The sequence below is a fragment of the Streptomyces sp. NPDC090442 genome, assembly GCF_044769405.1.
GTDB lineage: Bacteria > Actinomycetota > Actinomycetes > Streptomycetales > Streptomycetaceae > Streptomyces.
The window spans coordinates 126,245-147,511 of record NZ_JBIVXW010000002.1; the positions used below are offsets into that span (position 1 = coordinate 126,245).

A 21,267-nucleotide genomic window follows, 5' to 3' on the forward strand; every position below is an offset into this window, starting at 1 on the left:
GTGTTCAAGGGTTTGAATCCCGCACTTGACAAGAGCAACCGGAAATCGCCTAATGTCGCTTCGACTCATCGAGTGGACTGGATGACGCGCTGCCATCGTTTGGTCTGCCGATTCCGGGGCTTACGGGTATAGGGAACCAGTCGCATGCGGTGGAGGAGGCGTCGCCAAGAAGGCGGGAGGCCGGTCAACCACCGTGCCGTGCGCAAGGAAGCCCGGCGGATCGTCGAGGAGATGCCCGTTCCCCGTCCGTTCGACCTCGACGGCCTGGTGGCGAACATCGCCGCGGCGCGCGGCCGGAGCATCCGCCTCGTGCCGCTGCCGGACCGGCTGCTGGGGAGCACCGGGCTGTGCGGGCTGTGGCTCAAGCACGAGACCCTGCCGCTCGATCTGATCCTGCACGTCGAGAGCACCACGCGCTTCCACCGCGAGAAGATCATCCTTCACGAGCTGGGGCACCTGTGGTGCGACGACGCCGACGGGGTCACCTCGCAGGTGCTGGACCAGGTGGCGGGCGATCCGTCCGCCGAACTGGTCGACCGGCTGGTGGGGCGCGGGCAGGCGGCCGCCCGCCGGCGCTACGGCACCCGCGAGGAGGCCCGCGCGGAGACCGTGGCGGACCTCATCCACCACATCGCGTACAGCGACGAGTTCATCGAGGACGGTGCGCTGCGCGCACTGGACGACACCCTCACCCATCCCGGCAGGAGCCCCCGTGACTGATGCGATCGCCTACACCATCGTGGGCCTGCTGCTGGTGCAGGCCCTGTGGCGGGCGCCCGCCGCGCTGCGGGGCCGGGCCCGGGAGCGCTCCCTGTGGGGCACGTTCACCGCGCTGGCGCTGGCCTGGCTGATGCGCACCGCGCTCGGCAGGTTCCTCGTCGACCACATCGGCGTGGCCGACCTGGCCACGCTGCTCAAGCACACCATCACGATCGCGGCGATGTGCACGCTGCTGCGGTACCTCACGGCAGTCGACGCCGGGGAGCTCGCCTCGGGCGCGGAGCCGAGCCGTCGGGTCCGGATCACCTCCGCGGTGCACCGGCACGCGGGGTGGGCCTGCGCGCTCACCATCGCCGTCATGGCCGGGGTCTTCCTCTTCTGGCTGCACCGCACCGAGGTCCCCACCTCCCCGTACTTCATGGAGCGGCACGCCGGGGAGCCCGGACTGGCCGTGTACATGGGCCTGTTCTACCTCTACTCCGGCGCCGTCACCGCCCTGTGCGGGTACCAGTGGGGCAGCAAGGCCCGGCACGCGCCGCGCCGCACGCTGCGCGTCGGGCTGTGGCTGATGGCCGACGGCATGGCCGTGGCCACGCTGTACTGCGTGGTGCGCGCCGTCTGCGCGGTCTGGAACACCGTCAGCCCGATGCCCGAGGGGCCGGCCGCCGTCCAGGAGGCGGTGACCGACACCCTGCTGTACGGGGCGTTCCTCCTGTGGGCGATCGGCGTGATCGCCCCGACCATCCACGTCGCCGTGCTGCGCTACCGGACCCTCGCGGCGATCCGGCGGCTGCACCGGCTCTGGCGCGACCTGGCGTTCGTGGTACCCGATCTGGTGCTGTACCCGCCGAGTCGCATCCTGCCGGGCAGCCGGCTGGCGGCGCCGCTCAACGCGGCGCGGGACATCTTCGCGCACGACGCGTCCCCGCAGATCCGGCTCGGCCGGTACGTCACGGAGATCCGGGACGCGATCCACGAACTGCGCCGGCGCGCGCCGGAGGATCTGTACCGGCACGCCACGGAGTTGGCGGCGGCCGAGACGGACGGCCGGCCCGCGGACGCCGTCGCCGAGGCGTACTGGATCCGGGCCGCCATGGCGAGCGCCGACCGCCCCGTCGGCTCGCCCGTGCCGTTCCCCTCCGGCCGCGGGGAGAGCCTCGCCGCGGAGGTGCCGTGGCTGCTGACGGTGGCCGACGCCTACGCGAGCGCCAACCCGACGGCCACCGTCCGGCTGCTGGGCGCGGCGACGCCGGCGTGACGGGCGGACGCCCGGCGGGCGCCCCACCAACCGACGCGCGCCCCACCGCGGTTCCGCCCACCGACGCGCGACCGACTGACCACCGACCACCCTCCGGTCGACCGGCTTCCACCACCTTCCGGTCGACCAACGACATATCTCAGGAGTCACCCATGAGCGCTGCTCACGCCCGTGTCGGGGCCTCGGCCGGGGCCGTCGTCACCGACGAGGACGGCCGCGTGCTGATCGTGAAGCCGACCTACAAGCCGGCCTGGAACCTGCCGGGCGGGCGCATCGACGAGGGCGAACTGCCGCGTGCGGCCTGCGAGCGGGAGCTGCGCGAGGAGTTGGGCGTCGAGCCGGCGGTCGGCCCGCTGCTGGTGAGCGCGTGGGTGACCGTCCCCGGCCGCGGCTCGCACGTCTACTACGTCTTCGACGGCGGCACGCTCACCGGTGCCCAGCAGGAGTCGATGGTGCTGCAGTCCGAGGAGCTGGCGGAGCACCGTTTCGTGGCGCCGCGGGAGGTCGGGCCGGATCTAATTCCGGCGCCGATGAGCGTCGCCTGGGAGGCGGCGTTGGCCGCCCGCGAGGACGGGCAGCAGCGCTACGTCGAGGTGACGGCGGGCTAGGGGCGGTCCGACGGGTGTGGCGGGTCCGGGAGTTCGGTGCGCCGGATCTCCTGGAACATCTCGCTGATGTAGTCCATGAGTTCGGCCGGCACGCCGCCGTCCCGGCCGCGCGCCGCCATGCCGGTGAAGCCGTCCCTGACCAGCCGTATCCCGCTGACGATCCGGTCCACCTCGCGGTCGTGGCTGGAGAAGAAGAGCTCGGGGGCGTCGAGGGCGAGGGCCAGCGCCTTGAGGGCCTCGGGTGGGGCCTCGGTCACCGCCCCGGAGTGCAGTTCGGCGACGAGCCGTTCGCAGAGCACGGGTTGGCCGAAACGCTCGTTCCCGCGAGTGGCGAGCTCGGCGTGGGTGGGGCGGGCGGCGGGCTTCGAGAGCCTCAGCAGGCCGGCGATCTTCTCCGCGATGGACCGCGGCTCCTGGCCGGCAAAGGGCCCGGTGGCGGTCTCCGTGGCCGACTCGACGGCCGGCCTGGTGGTCGGCTCGGCGGTCGGTCGGGACGGGGGCGCGGGGACCTCGTGGCCGAACGAGCGCTCCTGCGCGGTCAGGAGCGCCTCGACGCTCACCCCGTAGGCGGCGGCGAGGGGTTGGACGAGGGCGTCGCCCAGGCGTCTGCGGCCCCGTTCGGCGTTGGCCACCGCGCCGGTGCTCTTGGTCCTGGTGACGGCCTTGGTGTCGCGCTGCGCATAGCCGGCGTCGGCGCGCAGATCGGCGAGATCGGGGAGGCCGTCCCGGGGGAACAGCTCGTCGAGGTCCCGTCCGAGGGCGCGGGCGAGCGCCGGCAGCTTCTCCGGGGGCGGTGAGCTGTGACCGGTCTCCCAGCTCGCCACGGCCGTGTCCCGGACGCCGACCGCCTGCGCCACCTGGCACTGGACTAGCTCGGCGGCTCGGCGTACGGCGCGTACGCGGCGACCGTCGAATCGACGAGCGGGCATGGCAGTTACTCCTGGGCGACGGGCTTGGATTCGATCTACGAACTCTAGTCACCGGCGCCTGAAACGACGACTTGATCGGTTCACCGAATCGGGATAACTTCAATCTAGCCGACGCGAGGTGCGGTCGGGACGCCGCCCGGCTCCCCTCACACCTTCCTCGTCGGTGGCACCGGTTGCACCGGGCCGAACTCCGCGCCGTGGCGCGGCGGATGGCCGGGTGAGGGGCAGGACAGGCAGCGCGCACGGGGGAGGCGCTGCCTGTCTTGTCCCCAACTGGCGTTTCGCTTCCGGGTTTTGCGGCCGCCGACGGCCCGACCTTCTCCTCGCCCCCTTCTGGGCCCCTCGGCGTCCGTGACCCTCCCGCCTTCTCCCCACACAGCACTGATCCCTTGACCGGCGCGCTGCCGATCAAGGGATCTTTCGTTGCCCGGGGTTGGGGCGCCCGTCAGCCGTCCACGCGGACCGGCAGCGAGTCCAGGCCGTAGACGATCGACAGCTTGCGGAAGGCCAGGTCCTCGGGGCGGGCGGCGAGGCGCATGGTCGGGAAGCGGCGGACCAGGGCGGGGTAGGCGGCGCGGAGTTCCATGCGGGCGAGCTCGGCGCCGACGCAGCGGTGGATGCCGTAGCCGAAGGCGAGGTGGGAGCGGGCCTTGGCGCGCTGGGGGTCGAACTGCTCCATGTCGGGGCCCAGTTCGCCGTCGCGGTCGGCGCCGCTGAGGGAGCACAGCACGACGTCGCCGGCGGCGATGTGGACGCCGCCGACCTCCAGGTCCTCGCGGGCGAAGCGGGGGAAGGCGACCTGGACGACGGTGAGGTAGCGCAGCAGTTCCTCGACGTAGGCGTCGACGACGTCCTCGCCGTCCTTGAGGGCCGCGAAGTGCTTCGGGTCCTGGAGGAGGACCAGGGCGCCGAGCGCGAGCATGCTGGCGGTGGTCTCGAAGCCGCCGGTCAGCACGCCGTCGGCGAGGCCGGCGAGCTCCTCGTCGGAGACCGAGTCGCCGTGCTCCCGGATGATCATGCCGAGCAGGCCGTCGCCGGGGTTGGCGCGCTGCTTCTTGACGACCTCGCGGAAGTAGGCGAGCGATTCGGATATGGCGCCGAAGGAGGCGTTGGCGCCGCTGAAGAGGTCGAAGCGGGCGGCGCTGAGGCGTTCGAAGTCGTCGCGGTCCTCGTAGGGGACGCCGAGGAGCTCGCAGATGACGAGGGAGGGGATGGGGAGGGCGAAGGCGGCGACGAGGTCCACCGGCTCACCGTCGCGACCGGCCTGCTCCATGGCGTCGAGGCGCTCCTCGACGATGTCGTGGATGCGCGGGGTGAGCCGGTTCAGGCGGCGCATGGTGAATTCGGGGGTGAGCAGCCGGCGGAGGCGGGTGTGCACCGGCGGGTCGGCGAACCCGAGGCCGCCGGGGTTCTGTTCGGCGCCGGCGCCGGCCTTGCCGACGAGGTTGGTGAAGTCGGAGCTGAACGCCTGGCCGTTGCCGAGGACAGCCCTGGCCTCGTCGTAGCCGGTGACCAGCCAGACGTTGGCGGCTATCGGCACCGGGAGCTTGCTGATGGGCTCGCGCTCGCGGACGGCGGCGAGGTCGGGGACCGGGTCGAGCCCGTCCCGGCGCAACGGCATCAGGACGGAGTCCGGCAGGAAGGACATGCGGGAGAGGTCGAAGCCCTTCTTCCGCGTTCTCGCCAGGTAGAGGCGGCCGGCCCAGGCGAAGATCCGGGAACGGAGGGTCGTCATGGCGCTCATACTGCCTTTCGTCGCGGGGGACGGTCACCCGCGCTCGGCCGCCCCCGTGGGCCGAAACGGCGCGGGACCTTCACTGGCGTGCTCGGTGTCGTACGCCATAGCCCCTCGCGTGCGGCGCCATGGCACAGGTCCATGGCGTCGACCGGTGCGTTCGGTCGCCCGCATCAGCGTGACGAGCTCGGCCTTCTGCTTTTCGTTCTGCCCGAGTTTACAAACTGCCGTCGGGGTCGGTCGCGGAACGGCCGCGCCCCGCGCCCTGTGAGGTCCCTGATTCTTCCCCTAGGGGACGGCGAGCACTTTCGGCCACCCGTGTCCCGGCCGTATTCCGTCCGTGTTCCGTCGGGCGGGAGGGGTTGACGGAGCGGGCGGCATGACCGAAATACACCGTTTTGCTTGCTACGTTGCCGCTGTGGATGTGGCGGACGGGGCGGAGGCGACGGAGGTGCGGGCGGGGGACGTGCCGGCGGCGGTGGCCCGGCCCAAGAGGCGCGGCGTCGAACTGGCCCTCCTCGTGGGCGCGGTGCTGATCAGCTTCTGCGGCTACCTGGTGGTGGGGCTGGCGCGGGCGCACGCGGTGCCGGGCGGGGCCCTGCGGTACGCGGCGGGGCTCGGCGGCCTGGCGCTGCTGGCACACCTCGCGGTGCGGTTCGGCGCCCCGTACGCGGATCCGCTGCTGCTGCCGACCGCGGTGCTGCTCAACGGGCTCGGGCTGGTGCTGATCTTCCGGCTGGACCTGGAGACGGCGCACGACCACGCCGCGCCGGCGCAGTTGGTGTGGTCCACGGTGGGTGTGGCGCTGTTCATGGCGGTGGTGGCCGGGCTGCGGGATCACCGGGTGCTCCAGCGCTGCGCCTACGGGTGCGCCGGGCTGGCGCTGGCCCTGATGGTGGTGCCGATCCTCTTCCCGGCCGTCAACGGGGCACGGATCTGGATCAGGGTGGCCGGATTCTCGCTCCAGCCGGCCGAGTTCGCCAAGGTGTTGATCACGGTGTTCTTCGCGGCGTACCTGGCGGCCAACCGGGAGGCGCTGGCGGACACCGGCAAGGTGGTGTGGCGGCTGCGGCTGCCGGCCGGGCGGGTGCTCGGCCCGGTCGTCGCGATCTGGCTGGTGAGCGTCGGGGTGCTGGTCCTCGAACGGGACCTGGGGACCTCGCTGCTGTTCTTCGGGGTCTTCGTCGTGCTGCTGTACGTCGCCACCGGACGGACCGGGTGGATCGCGGTGGGGGTGCTGCTGGCGGCGGCCGGGGCGGCGGCGGTGGGCGCGTTGGAGCCGCATGTGCACGGCCGGGTGGCGGACTGGCTGCATCCGTTCGCCGGGATCGCGGCGGGCCGGGGGCCCGGGCAACTGGCCCAGTCGCTGTTCGCGTTCGCCGCGGGCGGGACGCTGGGGACGGGGCTGGGACAGGGGCACTCGTCGCTGATCGGATTCGCGCGCAAGTCCGACTTCATCCTGGCGACGGTGGGCGAGGAGCTCGGACTGGCCGGGCTGTGCGCGCTGTTCGTGCTGTACGCGCTGCCGGCGGCCTGCGGGTACCGGGCGGCGCTCGGGCTGCGCGAGGCGTTCGGCAGCCTGCTGGCGGTGGGGCTGGCGGTGCTGCCGGCGCTCCAGGTGTTCGTGATCGCGGGTGGGGTGATGGGGCTGATCCCGCTGACCGGGATGGCGATGCCGTTCCTGGCCCAGGGCGGTTCGTCGGTGGTCACCAACTGGATCATCATCGCGCTGCTGGTGCGGCTCAGCGACCGGGCGCGGGGGCCACGGGCGCCCGCCCCGGTCCGGCCGGCGCGGGCCGCCGCGGACGCCGTCGGGGCGGCCCGGTGATCCGCGGCATCCGGCACACCGCCGCGTTCTCCTTCCTGCTGCTGACCGCGCTGTTGGTCAACGCCGTCCGGGTGCAGGTCTTCGAGGCGGACGGCTACACCGCGAACCCGGCCAACCGGCGGCCCGCCATCGCCCGGTACGCCCAGCCGCGCGGCGCGCTCGTCGTCGGCGGCCGACCGGTCACCGGGTCGCGGGACAGCGGCGGGCGGCTGCGCTACGAGCGCACCTACGCCGACGGCCCGCTGTACGCGCCGATCACCGGCTTCGCCTCGCAGACGTACGGCACCTCGCTGTTGGAGCGCGCCGAGGACGGCATCCTCGCCGGGACCGACGAGCGGCTGGCCGGGTTCCCCTGGTGGGACCGGCTGACCCGCCGGCGGCCACCCGGCGGCCGGGTCGAGACCACCGTCGATCCGGCGATGCAGCGCGCCGCGTACCGCGGGCTGGCCGGCCGCAAGGGCGCGGTGGCGGCCGTCGAGCCGCGCAGCGGGCGGGTGTTGGCGCTGGTCAGCTCGCCCTCGTACGACCCCGGCGAGCTCTCCGGCAACGGCCGCTCGGTGTCCGCCGCCTGGCGCCGGCTGAACGGGGCGGCGGACCGGCCGATGCTCAACCGGGCGCTGCGGCAGACCTATCCGCCCGGTTCCACCTTCAAGGTCGTCACCGCGACGGCCGCGCTGGAGTCCGGGCTGGTCAAGGACCTCGACGCCCCGCTGGACGTGCCCGACCCGTACACCCTGCCGGGCACCCGCACCCCACTGGGCAATCCGACCGACGGCTGCGAACACATCGGCCTGCGGGAGGCGTTCCGGCTCTCCTGCAACACCGTCTTCGCGCGACTGGGCGTCGGCGTGGGGCTGCGCACGATGGTCCGGACGGCAGAGCGGTTCGGCTTCGACGACGCCGGGCTGCGGCTGCCCTCCCCCGTCGCGCCGAGCACCTTCGACACGGACCTGGACCCGGCGCAGCTCGCGCTGTCCGCCATCGGCCAGTACGACACCGCGGCCACCCCGCTCCAGATGGCGATGGTGGCGTCGACGGTGGCCAACGACGGGCAGTTGACGCCGCCGTACCTGGTGGAGCGGGTCACCGACGCGCACGGGGTGACGGTCGGCACCGGCCCCCGGGGGCCCACCCGGCAGGTGATGAGTCCGGCCACCGCGCAGCAACTCCAGGAGCTGATGGCCGAGGTCGTCGAGCACGGCAGCGGGGACACCGCGGCGATCGACGGGTACACCGTGGGCGGCAAGACGGGGACGGCCCAGCACGGGGTGCGCAACGAGGGCACCCCGTACGCCTGGTTCATCGCCTGGGTCCGCGACCGCGAGAGCCACGAGCCGACGGCGGCGGTCGCGGTGGTCGTGGAGGACGCGGAGGCCGACCGCGACGACATCAGCGGAGGCGGCAGCGCCGGCCCCATCGCCCGGGCGGTACTGACCGCTGGCCTCCACTGACCAGCGGACCACGACGCCCAGCCCCCGGCGGGAAGGCCGATAACGGGGGGCACGGCCGACCGCAGGTCCACGTCGCGGACGCCCCAACGAAAACGTGCCACACACAGCTAGCCTTCCGCGATGACTCCCACGCAGCCCCCGGACCCCCAACCCCCGGACGCGGGGCGGGTGATCGCCGCCCTCGCCGGCGTCGGCGTCCGCCGCTACACCACCGACCAGGTCGTCCTCGACGGCATCGACTGGACCGTGCGCGCCGGCGAGCACTGGGCGTTGCTCGGCGCGAACGGCGCCGGGAAGACCACCGTGCTGCGGCTGATCGGCGCGCTGATGTTCCCCACCGTCGGCACCGTCGAGGTGCTCGGTCACCGGCTCGGCCGCGTTGACGTGCGCGAACTGCGCGCCGCCATCGGCCTGGTGTCCAGCGCCCAGAAGGTGCCGCAGGACGCGACCGCGCACACCGTGGTGCTGACCGGCGCGACCGGCACCGTGCAGCCGCTGTGGCGCGCGTACGACCAGGAGACCCGGGAACGGGCCCGCGAGCTGCTGGCCGAGCTGGACTGCAAGGAGCTGACGGAGCGGCCGTTCGGCGTCTGCTCGGGCGGCCAGCGGGCCCGGATCCTGATCGCCCGCGCGCTGATGGCCGACCCGTCGCTGCTCCTGCTCGACGAGCCGTTCAACGCCCTGGACCTGCCGTCCCGCGAGGACCTGATCGACGCGCTGCACCGACTGGCCGTGGGGCGGCCGGAGTTGGCGACGGTGACGGTCACCCACCACCTGGAGGAGCTGTCCCCGGCGGTCGACCGGGCGGTACTGCTGCGCGACGGGCGGGTGCAGGCGCTCGGGCCGGTCGCCGAAGTGCTGACGGGCGAGCGGATGACGGCGTGCTTCGGGCGGCCGATCGAGGTGTCCCGCCACGACGGGCGGTGGCTGGCCCGGTCCGGGCGGCGGTAGGCGGCGTACGATCGCCAACTGACCGCACGAGGACGTCACTTGTGACGCGCCGCGTCGGGTCAGGCACCGCACCCGTCCGGACGTCCGTCCGCCGTCCTCTCCACACCGGAGGCACCCGTGTCCGCGAGCCCCACCCCCTCCGGTCCCGCCGCCCCTTCCGCGTCCTCGCCGTCCCCGGCGTTCCGCACCGCGTACGAACGGGCCCTGGCGCTCTGGCCGGTGCCGGTCGAACCGGTCGCGTGCCAGGGGGAGTTCGGGACCACGCGGGTGAACGCCTGCGGGGCGGTCGGGCGGCCGCCGCTCGTGCTGCTGGGCGGCGGCGGGCCCACCTCCGCCGGCTGGTACGCGCGGGTCGCCGAGCTCGCCCGGACGCACCGGGTGCACGCGGTGGACGTGCCGGGCACGCCGGGGCTGACCGTGCCCGCAGGGCGGCCGCTGCGCCGGCCGGCCGACCTGATGGCCTGGTTGGACGGGCTGTTGGACGGGCTCGGGCTCGACCGGGTCGCGCTGATGGGGCACTCGTACGGGGGCTGGATCGCGGCGGGCTATGCGGTGCACGCGCCCGACCGGGTGGAGCGGTTGGTGCTGCTGGATCCGACGCAGGTCTTCGCCGGCTACCGGGTGTCGTATCTGGTGCGGGCGGTGCCGCTGTTGGTCCGGCCCGGAGAGGCCGGGGCCCGGCGGTTGTTGGCGTGGGAGTGCGGCGACGGTCCGGGGGTGGCGCCCGAGTTGGTGCGGCTGATGGGGAAGGGCGAACGGGAGTTCCGGGGCGTCCGGCCGGTCACCGGGGCGCGACCGGAGCTCGCCCGCCTGGCGGCCGCCGGGGCGTCGGTGCTGGTACTGGTGGCCGGGGAGAGTCGGGCGCACGACGCGCGGAAGGTGGTTGCGGCGGCGGGGCGGGCGCTGCCGGGGGCGCGGGTCGTGACGGTGCCGGGGGTGGGGCACCATGCGCTGCCGGAGCTGCGGTCGGCGGAGATGGACGGGGAGTTGAGCGGGTTCCTGACGGACGGGGCGGAGTCGGGCTGAGGGCGGGCTGGGGCCGGGCTGGGGGTCCGCGCCGCGTGCTCACACCTCGTCGAGCCACTCCGGCAACGGCTCCCGCCGGCGCGTCCACTCCTCCCCCAGCGCTCCCGTCCCCCCACGGGCGCCCACCACGCCGCCGGTGATGGCGCAGGTGGTGTCCACGTCGCCGAGGCCGGCGGCGGTGGCCCACAGGGCGGTGGGCAGGTCGTCGGGGTGGCGGGTGGCGCACCAGAGGGCGAACGGGACGGTGTCCTCGGCGCGTACGCGGTGGCCGCTGCCCAGGGTGGCGGCGGCCTCCTCGGGGGCGGTGTCGGGCGGGAGTTGGGCGGCGTGGAGCAGGCCGTCACGGACCGGGCCCTCGGGGGTGCGGGCGGCGATCTCGGGGAGGGCGAGGAGAGTCCCGCGGGCGGCGAGCGCGGCGGCCACGGCCACCGCGACCGCGCCGGCGACGCCCTGGGGGTGGGCGTGGGTGACCTCCGCGGAGCGGGCGGCCTGTTCGGCGGCGCGGTCGAGGTCGTGGTGGAACCAGGCACCGAGCGGGGCGACCCGCATGGCGGCGCCGTTGCCGAGGCTGCCCTCGCCGCCGAAGAGGGCGTGCGCCAACTCCCGCCAGCCCTCGGGCGCGGCCGCGGCGCGGGGCAGCAGGGCGTGCATGCCGGGGCCGTAGCCGCGGCCCGGGTCGGCGCGGTGGGTGGCGGCGAACCGGGCGATGAGGGCGGGTTGTCGGACCTCGCCGTGTGCGGCGAGGACGGCCAGCAGGTCGAGCGCCATGGCGGTGTCGTCGGTCCAGCGCCAGTGAGGGTCGGGCGGCAGGCGGCGGGCGGTGATCAGCGCGCGGGCCTCCTCCTCGGTCCGCAGGAGCGGGAAGAAGCGTTCACCGAAGGCGTCGCCGTGCGCCAGGCCCTCGATGCTGCCGCGCACCGCGGCGCGCCGTCGGTCGTCGGTGTCCATGGGCGGATCCTGCCACGGCGGGCGGGGAGTTCACCCTTCGTCGGCGCCCCGGGCGACGGCCTCGGCCACCTCCGCCGTGCGGGCCGCCTCCTCGGTGGCGAACCGCTCGGCGTCCAGCTTTTCGGCGAGTTCCTCGTCCCGGGTCATCAGCAGGTCGAGGTTGGCGTCGCCCAACTCGAAGACACCGAGGTCCACATAGGCGCGCTGGAGGCGCTCGCCCCACAGGCCGATGTCCTTCACGCACGGGACGATCCGGCTGAACAGCAGCTTCCGGAAGAGCTGGAGGAACTCGGAGCCCTCGGTGAGCTCGGCGGCCTCCCTCGGCGGGATGCCGAAGTCCTCCAGGATCTGGGTGCCGCGCAGCCGGTCGCGCATCAAGTAGCAGCCCTCGATGACGAATTCCTCGCGCTCGCGGAGCTCGGCGTCGGTGAGCTGCCGGTAGTAGTCGCGCAGCGCCATCCGGCCGAAGGCGACGTGCCGGGCCTCGTCCTGCATGACGTAGGCGAGGATCTGCCGCGGCAGCGGCTTGTTGGTGGTGTCGCGGATCATGCCGAACGCGGCCAGCGCCAGGCCCTCGATGAGGACCTGCATGCCGAGGTAGGGCATGTCCCAGCGGGAGTCGGCGAGGGTGTCGGCCAGCAGCGCCCGGAGGTTGTCGTCGACCGGGTAGAACATCCCGATCTTGTCCTTGAGGAAGCGGCCGTAGATCTCCGCGTGCCGGGCCTCGTCCATGGTCTGGGTGGCCGAGTAGAACTTGGCGTCTAGGTCGGGGACGGACTCCACGATGCGCGCGGCGCAGACCATCGCGCCCTGTTCGCCGTGCAGGAACTGGCTGAACTGCCAGGCGGTGAAGCGCTGTCGGAGGTCGCCGCGGTCCTTCTCGGTCATCCGGCCCCAGTACTTCGTCCCGTACAGGGCCAGGGCCTCGTCGGGGGTGCCGAGCGGGTCCTTGGGGTCCACCTCCAGGTCCCAGTCGATCCGGGTGGTGGCGTCCCACTGCTTGTCCTTGCCCTTTTGGTAGAGGGCCAGCAGTCGGTCGCGCCCCTCGTCGTACTCCCAGTTGAAGCGGGCCGCGCCGGTGGCCGGCACGGTCCACAGGGGATCGCCTGGGTCCTGTACGTACAGCTCTCGGATGGACACCGCCCGGTACCTCCTCCGCACGCCAACGCCCGCTACCGGGCCGGCCGTTGGCAGGTTCACACGCTCATTACCGGCGGGTCAAGAAGTCGTGCGCGAGGGATTGACGCGCTTACTGACACGCAGTCTCATAAAAGGGAGCCGCATGTGACCGCGGGTAACTTTCGACCGTGAGGTGTAGCCAGAGCCATGACGAGCGCGCCCACCGCAATGACCGTGGCGGATATCGAAGTCCTGCGGGACGCCCTCGGGGCGCTCAAGGACCGGGAGCAGGTCGCCGAGCGACTGCTCGCCTCCTCCGCCAAGCACTCCTTCGACCCCGACGCCGAACTCGACTGGGACGCGCCCTTCGAGGAGGGCAAGTGGTTCTGGCCGCCGGAGCTGGTGTCGCTCTACGACACCCCGATGTGGCAGCGGATGAGCCAGGAGCAGCGCATCCTGCTCTCCCAGCACGAGGCCGCGGCGCTGGCCTCGTTGGGCATCTGGTTCGAGATGATCCTGATGCAGTTGCTCGTCCGGCACATCTACGACAAGCCGGTCACCAGCGCGCACGTCCGGTACGCGCTCACCGAGATCGAGGACGAGTGCCGGCACTCGAAGATGTTCGCCCGGCTGATCTCCCGCGGGGACACGCCCTGGTACCCGGTGAGCCGGGTCCACCACAACCTCGGCCGCCTCTTCAAGACGATCTCCACCACCCCGGGTTCGTTCACCGCGACCCTGCTCGGCGAGGAGGTCCTGGACTGGATGCAGCGGCTGACCTTCCCCGACGAGCGGGTGCAGCCGTTGGTCCGCGGCGTCACCCGGATCCATGTGGTGGAGGAGGCCCGGCACGTGCGGTACGCCCGCGAGGAGTTGCGGCGGCAGATGGTGACGGCGCCCAAGTGGTCGCAGGAGTTCACCCGGGTCACCTCCGGCGAGTTCGCCCGGATCTTCGCGGTGGCGTTCGTCAACCCCGAGGTCTACACCAACGTCGGCCTGGACCGGAACGAGGCCGTCGCCCAGGTGAAGGCCAGCGGCCACCGACGGGAGGTCATGCAGAACGGCGCCCGTCGACTGACGGACTTCCTGGACGACATCGGGGTGCTGCGCGGGGTCGGCCGCCGACTGTGGCGCAGCTCGGGACTGTTGGCCTGAGCCCCGCCCCCGACACCCGAAACGGCTGACGGCCACGCGGCGGAGCCGCCCATCGACCCAGCCTGGACGACATCGGGGTGCTGCGCGGGGTCGGCCGCCGACTGTGGCGCAGCTCGGGACTGTTGGCCTGATCGCTCCCTCCACGACCGGTGGGGCCCGAGCACCTGTACGACGCTGAAACCCCGGCGGCTACGCTGCTGTTCATGAACGGCAGCGGCACCGCCCCAGCAGTACCCAGACCCGCCTACCGCAGGCTGAGCGTGGAGCAGCGTCGCAGCCAGCTCCTGGCCGCGGCGCTGGGCCTGTTCGCCCAGCGCGCGCCGGAGGACGTCTCGTTGGACGACGTCGCGACCGCCGCCGAGGTCTCGCGGCCGCTCGTCTACCGCTACTTCCCCGGCGGCAAGCAGCAGTTGTACGAGGCGGCGCTGCGCAGCGCCGCCGACGAGCTGGAGCAGTGCTTCGCGGAGCCGGAGGCCGGCCCGCTCACCCGGCGGCTGGGCCGCGCCCTGGACCGCTACCTGGCCTTCGTCGACCAGCACGACGCCGGGTTTTCCGCACTGCTGCAGAGCGGCAGCGTGGTGGAGACGTCCCGGACGAACGCGATCGTGGACGAGGTCCGGCGGGCCGCGGCCGAGCAGATCCTGCACCACCTCGGCGCCCCGGAGCCGAGCCCGCGGCTGCGGACGACGGTCCGGATGTGGATCGCCTCGGTCGAGGCCGCCTCGCTGATCTGGCTCGACGAGGACAAGCAACCCGCCCTCGACGAGCTGCGGGACTGGCTGGTGGACCACTTCGTGGCGCTGCTGACCGCCACCGCGGCCCGCGACGCGGGCACCGCCCGGGTGGTCCGGGCGACCCTGAAGCTGGAGGCCCACGACGGCCCGGCCGGCGACTTCGCCCGCCGCCTCCTGCCCGTCGTCAGCGACGCCGCCCATCTGCTGTAAGACTTGAGCCAGTGCGCAGCGAGAACACCCTCTTCGTCGGCGGTCCCCTGGACGGCCGGGTCCTGCCCGTCCTGGTCGGTCCCACCGGGCTGCCCCCGAAGAGCTACGAGATCCCCGTACCCCGCGACGACGGACGGCCGCCGGAGGTACACGTCTACCGCCGGGTCCCGGGCCCGCCGGGCCGCCTGGGCCTGCCGCGCGGCTGGCGGTACGCCTACGTCCCGGAGGGCCGGGCCGGCCTGGCCCCCAAATGGCCCTGGCGCAGGCGGCGTTGACGACCGGTGCCGGCGGTCCGCGAACGGCCGCCGGCACCCTTGCCGGTCCCCGGGTCAGCCGGTCAGCGACGCCAGGTAGGCGGCGGTCTTCTCCGGCTCGGAGAAGCAGGCCCACAGCCTTACGAGCCTCTTACCTGGGGTTTCTCCCCAACAGGCGGGCCAGCAAAGGGCTGTGGGCCGTCTGTGGGCCGTCAGGCCGGGCGTCGGGCCGTGTCGTAGACGGTCGCGATCGCCTTGCGGGTGCGTTCCTGGCTGCTCGGCATGAGGTGAGCGTAAATCCGCAGCGTTAGAGCCGCGTTGCTGTGCCCCAGGTACTCGCTGACGGCCTTAACGTTCTCTCCACCGTCCAGGAGCGCGGACGCGTAGAAGTGCCTCAGCGCGTGCATCCCGTGCTCGCGTGCGGCGGCGTAACCGTCCTTCTTCGTCTCCGGCTCCGGGATGACTCCGGCAGCGGCGAGAGCGGGCTTCCACGCTTCCTCGTTCAGGGAGGTGCGCCACACGTGGTTGCGGCCGGCCGCCATGAAGATGAGTCGCTTGGTCACCTTCGGCCCGTCGGGCGTCCTCCAGGGCAACGTGATCTCGACCGGCGGGAACTGCTTCATGTGTGCCCTGAGCGCGTCGGCCACAGGACCAGGGAGCGGCACATCTCGCGTCTTGCCGCCCTTGGGTAGCGCGAACACGGGCTTGCTCCTGCTGAGTTTGAGTTGCTGGACCACGTGCAGGGTGTCGGTGTCGAAGTCGACCGCGTCAACAGCAATCCCCAGGATCTCCGCTTGCCGCATGCCGCAGCCGGCGCCCAGGTCGACCATCGCGCGGTATCGCTCCGGCATGGCCGCCTGGACAGCGAACACGCGCTCAACCGACCACGGCACCACGCGCTTGGGGTCAACAGCCGGCGGCTTGACGGACCTTGCGGAGTACGGATGACGGTTCAGGTAGCCGTCGTCCACTGCCGCGCTCAGGGCAGCGCGCACGTTCGCGTAGACGGCCCGGCCGTAGGAGCCGGGCATGCCGTTCTCTTCAAGCGCGGCCACCCACTCGCGGATGTGCTCCGGCTTGAACGATCCGAGGGGGCGCGTCCCGATGTACGGGTAAGCGTGCAGCCGGAGTTGGGAGTTCATCGATTCGAGGGTGTTCGGGTCGTTCCCAAGGGCCTTGAGCCACTTCTCGGCGTACTGCTGAAACGTGACCTTGCCCCTCCGAGGGTCGACGTAGTCGCCGCTATCCATGTCGGCTTCGGTCTTCGTGAGCCACTTCTCGGCGAGACGCTTCTGACCGTCGCGGAAGCTCTTGGACTTCTCGGTGCCGTCGGGACCGATGTACCGGGCGCGGTAGCGCAGGCCGGTGCCGTGACGGTCGGTCTTGACGCGGGTGGTCTTGCCGTTGGTGTCGGTCTCGGTCTTGTACCAGCGGTCTTGGATGTGGCCAGCCATGCGGCAGGACTCCTTCGGTGAGTGGGTGGTGATAGCAGCCGGCGGGAGGGCTTTGGGGCCCTTGTGAGCCGGTTTCGGGCAGTGCGGTGCCGGGCCTGCTAGTTGCTAGCGGCCTGGTCAGCGGGGAGTTGGGGTGCTAGCGGGGGTGCTATCGATAGCAAGGGGGCCTGCTACCGGTAGCGACCGTTCCCGGCTGGGGAGGGAGGCAGGGGTAGGGGCCGAAGAGGCTTCCCAAGGGCCTTTTCAGGGGCGGGGAGAGGTGCCTCCCCAGCCTCCCCAGACTCCCCAAAACGGGTGTCTGCGCAGGTCAGGTTCGGGGAGGCGGGCTGGGGAGGCGGCTGGGGAGAACTCCCCACCTCCCCAGCGCTTCCCTGCCTGCCTCCCCACACGGAGCGTGACCTTTCAGACGTCGGAACGGGCGCGGCCGGTGCCGGAATGGGCGCGGTTGGCGTCGTAACGCCGGGCGGTGCCCTCGAAGTGCGGACCGCTCACGTCAAAGCGGGCTACGAGATCTGGGGGCCGTCCCCGAAGTGCCGGGGCTGGCCGTCGGAATGATGGCGAGGTCGGTCGTAGGGGTGCTGGGTGGTGCCGCCGGGCCGGGGTGGTCCGGCGGCACCGTGGCGGACTGCTAGTCGGCGTCCTGGGCGGCCTGCTGGTCGATCCAGGCGCGAACGGTGTCGGGGTCGTAGCGCAGGTGCTTGCCGACGCGGAACCCGGGCGGGCCGGTGCGCTTGCGGCGCCAGGCGTAGACCGTCTCGACGCTCTCCAGGGAGAACAGTGCGACCAGGTCTTCGGGGGTCAGGTAGCGATCGGGGAGGCCGCGTCGGAGTGCGGCCGTTGCGCTGGGCATGGTGTCTCCGTTCCGGGCTGTCAGCGGCAGTTGCGGCAGTGGGGATTGCCGAATGGGCCGTAGCGGACGGTGGGGGTCTTGCAGCGGACGCACGGGCCAACGTTCGGCCCGCTGATGCCCGCGGCCGGACTACCGGCGGGCGGGGCGTCAGGGTGCTCGGTGAGCGACGGGTTGCAGTCGGGGTGGACGAGATGCCCAGCGGCCGTGAGGTCCGGCGCCATGGACCGCTCACACACGGCGCACCGCAACCCCGGCAGGCTGGACGCCGCATCGCTCGTTTCCTCGGAACCGGCAAGACGCTGACCAGCGTGACGACCCCCGTCACGGCCGGCGTCACACCCCGCGCCCGAGGGCCGGTGCGGCATGGGCCCCATCAGGTCGTGGACGGGGTCCCAGAGGAGAGCGACGCCCGTGTAGCTGGGCACCTGGCGACCGTCGAGCCCACGGGGCCTGCTGCGGCGCAACTGCGGCACGACAGAGAGGAGGTTCCTGCCGAACAGGGCTTTCGACCCGGCCGGTACGCCGCTGTCCAAGGCCCACTCCTGCCAGGCCGACCACAGCAGATCCACGCCCACCGTGCACTCCGGGCCGGTCTCGCAGCGTTCTCGCAAGAAGGCACTGGTGGGTGAGGCGGTATCCTGCATGGCCGTGATCTCCTCCCGGGACGAAGCCGGTTGGGTCATGCGACCGGCGCGCTGGAGCCGATCGAGGCCATCCAGCGCCCAGTTGAGGATGCCGGGCATCTCAGCGTCCAACTTGTCGCCGAGGGCGGGGTCTTCCTTGCCGAGCCAGGACACCTCCATACGCAGCACCACGAACCGGTTGGCGATCACGCCGCTGCTGTCACCGAAGTTCGGCAACACGTTGGACAGGATCATCAGCCGGGTGGGCAGCTTGCCGGTCCACGGCTGCTTGAACTTCCGGTCGATGTCGATCGGGTCTTCCCCACTGATGGACAGCAACCGCTCCACCACCTTGCTGCTGTCGCGGCCGTCCAGGCGGGCATCGGAGATCAGGCCCAACGACTTGCCCAGCAGCGGGGAGAGGCCGAAGTTCGTGGACATGCTGGCCAACGTCGGCCCGGCCATGTTCCCTTCGCCCACCAGCGTGGACAGGGCCCGCGCGATGGTGCCCTTCCCGGACCTGGTCGGGCCGATGATGAGGAGAATCTTCTGCTGGTCGGTCCGGCCGGACAGCACGTACCCGAACCACTCCTGAAGAGCCTCGATCGACTGCGGATCGTCCGGCCACGCCTTGTTCAGGAAGGCAGTCCAGGTGGGGGCGGTGGCGTCCGGGTCGTAGTCGAACGGCACCGACACCAGGTTGAAGAACTGCGGTGTCAGGTCCAGCAGCGTCCGATCGGCCACCCGCAGAAGGCCATTGGTGCACGCCACCATCGGACCGTCATCCCGCCCCGTGGCTCCGTCCTCATCGATCCACGCCGGCGGATCGACGCGCGGCGAGAGGTGGGTTACGGCGGTGGTGGCCTGCGTCAGGTCCGCGACCTTCCGCGCCGTCGGCGCCCAATCCCGGCCCTCCTGCTCGCCCTTGGGCGTGCGGACCGTGAACGTGGCGTGCTCCAGACGCTTGTAGAGCCACGCCCGAAGCTCCTCGCCGTCCATCTCGCGCCAGGCGTTGTCCTCCCAGCGCATCCAGGTGCCGCGCCAGTGCCGCAGCGTCAGGACGCCATCGCGCAGCCAGTACGGGGACAGATGACGGGCCACGGCCATGGGGTTCGTCGGCGGAGGTACTTCTTCGCTGTTCTGGAAGCCGTTCACGCGGCGTCCCTCCTTTCAGGTGCAGCGGTGCGATAGGGCAGGTCGGTCTGAACGCCGTTGATGCAGTGGCGCCACCAGCCCGGCCGTCCGGGGATGCGGACCGGCGGCCACCCCGGCGTGGCCCGCACCGGGTGCGGGGGCTTCGGGCGCCGCCGCGCGGCGAGCTCGGCAGCGCTCAGCGAACGGGACAGTCGCAGGCGCCGGGCCGTGCGGCGGGCCTCCTCGTTGGCGTCGGCGGTGACCTCCCGGAACCAGCGGTCCGGGTCGGTGTCCAAGAGCGCGTCCAGCCGGGCCTGTTCGGCGACCTGGCGGCGCCACAGCTCCGCTGCCTCCAGCACGGCCGCGAACCGGGCCGGGCTGTCCGGCGGCAGGGCGGACCACTGGGGGCTGCCATAGGCGGGGTAGTCGCCCGCGAGGTGAACGGCTTGGGCCTCCGCCCATAAGGCGACGGGGTCCTCCCAGAAGCAGTTCATGAACAGCCCACCCCCGCTCGATCGACGGGCGCCGAGGTCGGTTCGGCGGGCGTCGATCGGTACGCCGTCGGGCGTCGAATCACCGTCCGTTCCAGGCTCGATCGATCGGCTTCCCGATCGAGCCGTACGGGCAGGTCAGCCATCGACCGTTGGGGCGTGGCGAGCGGCCCGGACACGGTCCGGACCTGTCCGGACAGCGATCCGGACAGGCCCCGCTCCGCCCGCACAGCCAGTCGGGCCAGCAACGACCAATCGGGCGTGAACACCTCCCCGATCGATCGACCGACGCGTTCACCCGACCGTTCACGAACAGCCCCACCCGACCGCTCGTGAACGGTGTCGATCGGCTGTTCATGAACGGCGTCCGCGTGCCCGCTTCCCTTTACGCCCAAGGGCTGTACGGCCCGGCGGCCAGCCCACTGGGCGCACAGCAGCAGCGCGATCGACAGCGGCAGCCGATCGGCCTTCGCCTCGTTGCACGGCCGACAGGCCAGTACCAGGTTCTCCGTGCGCCAGGTGCGGAACAGGGAGATCGGCACGACGTGATCGATCGAAGCGTCCCGCAGGTCGGCGGCGAACAGCGCTCCGCAGTAGGTGCAGTGGCGGCCGTCCCGCCGGGCGAGGGCGCGCTTCCTCGCCCGGCGACGGGCCGCGTTCAGGTGCGGCCGGGGGTAGCTCATGCCGCCTGCTCCATGTCGGTCTGAGAGCGAGCGACGGTGTAGCCGTAGATGCCGTTGGGCTCGATCAGCCCCTCACCGCGGAGTACGGCCCAGGCGTTGTCGATGGTGCGGCTGCCGACCCCGAAGCGCCCCATGAGCGCCTTCCGCGTCGGCAGCCGGTCACCGGGCCGCAGGCTACGAATGTCCTCGCGCAGTGCATCAGCGACCTGGGCGAACTTCGAGGGCGCACGCCGCCGGCCGACCTGGCGCTTCGGCGCAGCCTGAGCGCCAGGAGCCCGCAGGGCAGAGACGCAACGAGTCACGGACGACGCCGCGTCATAGGAGAGGCCAAGCCGCTTGCCGATCTCCTTCTTGCCCAGCCCGAGGTGCTTGAGTAGAAGGGCCTGCCGCGTTACGGACTCCAGCCGCAGCAGTGCCTCGCGCCGTGCCAGGTGCAGCTCTGCCAGCGCGCGCTGCTCCCAGTCGGGGAGCGACTCCAGGGCCACCGGTTCACCCGAGAGCTCCGGGTGGTCGATCTGGAGCAGCACCACGGCCGCGTTGGCTCGCCGTTCAGCGGTCGAAGCGCTGCAACCGAGACGTTCGGCCATGACCCGCGGGTCATGGCCGTCCAGCATCAGGAGCAGTGCCTCACGCTCCTCCTCCGGCAGCTCGTCGACCATCTCGGCGAGGTAGGCGGGAAGCTCGACCATGGCGCACCCGCTCGGCATCAGCGAGCACAGCTCGTTGCACGTCACCGTGTCCGACCAGTCCACCAGCCGCTCCCCCGACGAGCGCCGGCCGAAGTGGCAGATGACTTCCTGCCTCACCCACCAGAACAGCAGCGCCTGCGGCGAGTCCGCCGTCAGCGGCTCGCCACCCAGCAGCGCGCCCTTCCCGCCCTCTCGGGCGATCTGCATCCATACCTTTTGGCTGATGTCCTCCGCGAGCGTCCACGCGGCCGAACCCTGCGGCCCCCAAGAGGTGATCTGGGAGTAGGCGAAGCGCATCATGCGCCGCCCGTACTCCTCGTACAGGGAGGCCAGCCGATCCGACTGCTCCGCCGTCAGCGGCTCGATCTCCCCTACTCGACGCCGGCTGGTCGTCCGTTCCGCGATGGTTCCAGGCAT

At 72.1% G+C, this 21,267-nt stretch carries 20 protein-coding genes; 10 read left to right on the forward strand and 10 right to left on the reverse strand.

Annotated elements, in window-relative coordinates; all coding sequences use genetic code 11:
- Positions 1–198 precede the first annotated feature (198 nt).
- From ACIQU6_RS02370 to ACIQU6_RS02380, 3 genes are all read left to right on the forward strand, one after another.
- The gene (locus tag ACIQU6_RS02370; RefSeq protein ID WP_403479751.1) at positions 199–720 is read left to right on the forward strand and encodes a hypothetical protein; all 522 of its coding nucleotides are present in this window, start codon (positions 199–201) and stop codon (positions 718–720) included.
- Positions 713–1,978, forward strand: coding sequence for an MAB_1171c family putative transporter (locus ACIQU6_RS02375; RefSeq protein ID WP_403479752.1), 1,266 nt, complete (start codon positions 713–715; stop codon positions 1,976–1,978). The genes ACIQU6_RS02370 and ACIQU6_RS02375 overlap by 8 nt, the downstream gene beginning before the upstream one ends.
- A gap of 152 nt (positions 1,979–2,130) precedes the next feature.
- Complete coding sequence (locus ACIQU6_RS02380) at positions 2,131–2,586, forward strand: NUDIX domain-containing protein (RefSeq protein WP_403479753.1); 456 nt, start codon at positions 2,131–2,133, stop codon at positions 2,584–2,586.
- Here the strand turns inward: ACIQU6_RS02380 and ACIQU6_RS02385 are convergent.
- Both ACIQU6_RS02385 and ACIQU6_RS02390 read right to left on the reverse strand, forming a co-directional pair.
- Positions 2,583–3,515: a helix-turn-helix transcriptional regulator gene (locus ACIQU6_RS02385; RefSeq protein WP_403479754.1), complete on the reverse strand. Its 933-nt coding sequence runs from the start codon at positions 3,513–3,515 to the stop codon at positions 2,583–2,585. The two genes, ACIQU6_RS02380 and ACIQU6_RS02385, sit on opposite strands and share 4 nt — an antisense overlap.
- 445 nt (positions 3,516–3,960) lie before the next feature.
- Entirely contained in the window at positions 3,961–5,259 is a 1,299-nt protein-coding gene (locus ACIQU6_RS02390) for a cytochrome P450 (protein ID WP_403479755.1), read from the reverse strand.
- A 370-nt stretch (positions 5,260–5,629) separates the two neighbouring features.
- Between ACIQU6_RS02390 and ACIQU6_RS02395 the strand changes: the two genes are divergently transcribed.
- The 4 genes from ACIQU6_RS02395 to ACIQU6_RS02410 all read left to right on the forward strand — a co-directional run bounded on the left by ACIQU6_RS02395 (position 5,630) and on the right by ACIQU6_RS02410 (position 10,506).
- Entirely contained in the window at positions 5,630–7,078 is a 1,449-nt protein-coding gene (locus ACIQU6_RS02395; RefSeq protein ID WP_403479756.1) for an FtsW/RodA/SpoVE family cell cycle protein, read from the forward strand.
- Positions 7,075–8,529, forward strand: a complete 1,455-nt coding sequence (locus ACIQU6_RS02400) for a penicillin-binding transpeptidase domain-containing protein (RefSeq protein ID WP_403479757.1) — start codon at positions 7,075–7,077, stop codon at positions 8,527–8,529. The genes ACIQU6_RS02395 and ACIQU6_RS02400 overlap by 4 nt, the downstream gene beginning before the upstream one ends.
- Positions 8,530–8,649: 120 nt before the next feature.
- Positions 8,650–9,480: an ABC transporter ATP-binding protein gene (locus ACIQU6_RS02405; protein ID WP_403479758.1), complete on the forward strand. Its 831-nt coding sequence runs from the start codon at positions 8,650–8,652 to the stop codon at positions 9,478–9,480.
- 117 nt (positions 9,481–9,597) lie between these two features.
- Positions 9,598–10,506: an alpha/beta fold hydrolase gene (locus ACIQU6_RS02410; protein WP_403479759.1), complete on the forward strand. Its 909-nt coding sequence runs from the start codon at positions 9,598–9,600 to the stop codon at positions 10,504–10,506.
- A gap of 39 nt (positions 10,507–10,545) precedes the next feature.
- Here ACIQU6_RS02410 and ACIQU6_RS02415 read toward each other — a convergent pair whose 3' ends face one another.
- Together ACIQU6_RS02415 and ACIQU6_RS02420 are read right to left on the reverse strand one after the other, a co-directional pair.
- Positions 10,546–11,454 (reverse strand): ADP-ribosylglycohydrolase family protein, encoded by a 909-nt coding sequence (locus ACIQU6_RS02415; RefSeq protein WP_403479760.1) that lies wholly within the window; start codon positions 11,452–11,454, stop codon positions 10,546–10,548.
- 30 nt (positions 11,455–11,484) lie between these two features.
- Entirely contained in the window at positions 11,485–12,594 is a 1,110-nt protein-coding gene (locus ACIQU6_RS02420; RefSeq protein ID WP_403479761.1) for a ferritin-like domain-containing protein, read from the reverse strand.
- A 207-nt stretch (positions 12,595–12,801) separates the two neighbouring features.
- Between ACIQU6_RS02420 and ACIQU6_RS02425 the strand changes: the two genes are divergently transcribed.
- The 3 genes from ACIQU6_RS02425 (at position 12,802) to ACIQU6_RS02435 (ending at position 14,947) form a co-directional block, all read left to right on the forward strand.
- Positions 12,802–13,728 carry a diiron oxygenase gene (locus tag ACIQU6_RS02425; protein WP_403479931.1) on the forward strand — a complete coding sequence of 309 codons (927 nt, stop codon included), beginning with the start codon at positions 12,802–12,804 and terminating at the stop codon, positions 13,726–13,728.
- Positions 13,729–13,931: 203 nt separating this feature from the next.
- Positions 13,932–14,672, forward strand: a complete 741-nt coding sequence (locus ACIQU6_RS02430) for a TetR/AcrR family transcriptional regulator (RefSeq protein WP_403479762.1) — start codon at positions 13,932–13,934, stop codon at positions 14,670–14,672.
- Positions 14,673–14,683: 11 nt separating this feature from the next.
- Entirely contained in the window at positions 14,684–14,947 is a 264-nt protein-coding gene (locus ACIQU6_RS02435; RefSeq protein ID WP_403479763.1) for a hypothetical protein, read from the forward strand.
- A 191-nt stretch (positions 14,948–15,138) separates the two neighbouring features.
- Here ACIQU6_RS02435 and ACIQU6_RS02440 read toward each other — a convergent pair whose 3' ends face one another.
- The 6 genes from ACIQU6_RS02440 to ACIQU6_RS02465 all read right to left on the reverse strand — a co-directional run bounded on the left by ACIQU6_RS02440 (position 15,139) and on the right by ACIQU6_RS02465 (position 21,267).
- Complete coding sequence (locus ACIQU6_RS02440) at positions 15,139–16,380, reverse strand: tyrosine-type recombinase/integrase (RefSeq protein ID WP_403479764.1); 1,242 nt, start codon at positions 16,378–16,380, stop codon at positions 15,139–15,141.
- 628 nt (positions 16,381–17,008) lie between these two features.
- Positions 17,009–17,230: a helix-turn-helix transcriptional regulator gene (locus ACIQU6_RS02445; protein ID WP_403479765.1), complete on the reverse strand. Its 222-nt coding sequence runs from the start codon at positions 17,228–17,230 to the stop codon at positions 17,009–17,011.
- Positions 17,231–17,250: 20 nt separating this feature from the next.
- Positions 17,251–19,008 carry a phage/plasmid primase, P4 family gene (locus ACIQU6_RS02450; RefSeq protein ID WP_403479766.1) on the reverse strand — a complete coding sequence of 586 codons (1,758 nt, stop codon included), beginning with the start codon at positions 19,006–19,008 and terminating at the stop codon, positions 17,251–17,253.
- Positions 19,005–19,481 (reverse strand): hypothetical protein, encoded by a 477-nt coding sequence (locus tag ACIQU6_RS02455; protein ID WP_403479767.1) that lies wholly within the window; start codon positions 19,479–19,481, stop codon positions 19,005–19,007. The genes ACIQU6_RS02450 and ACIQU6_RS02455 overlap by 4 nt, the downstream gene beginning before the upstream one ends.
- Positions 19,478–20,161 carry an HNH endonuclease gene (locus ACIQU6_RS02460; RefSeq protein ID WP_403479768.1) on the reverse strand — a complete coding sequence of 228 codons (684 nt, stop codon included), beginning with the start codon at positions 20,159–20,161 and terminating at the stop codon, positions 19,478–19,480. Before ACIQU6_RS02460 ends, ACIQU6_RS02455 begins: the two co-directional genes overlap by 4 nt.
- Positions 20,158–21,267: a sigma factor-like helix-turn-helix DNA-binding protein gene (locus ACIQU6_RS02465; protein ID WP_403479769.1), complete on the reverse strand. Its 1,110-nt coding sequence runs from the start codon at positions 21,265–21,267 to the stop codon at positions 20,158–20,160. The genes ACIQU6_RS02460 and ACIQU6_RS02465 overlap by 4 nt, the downstream gene beginning before the upstream one ends.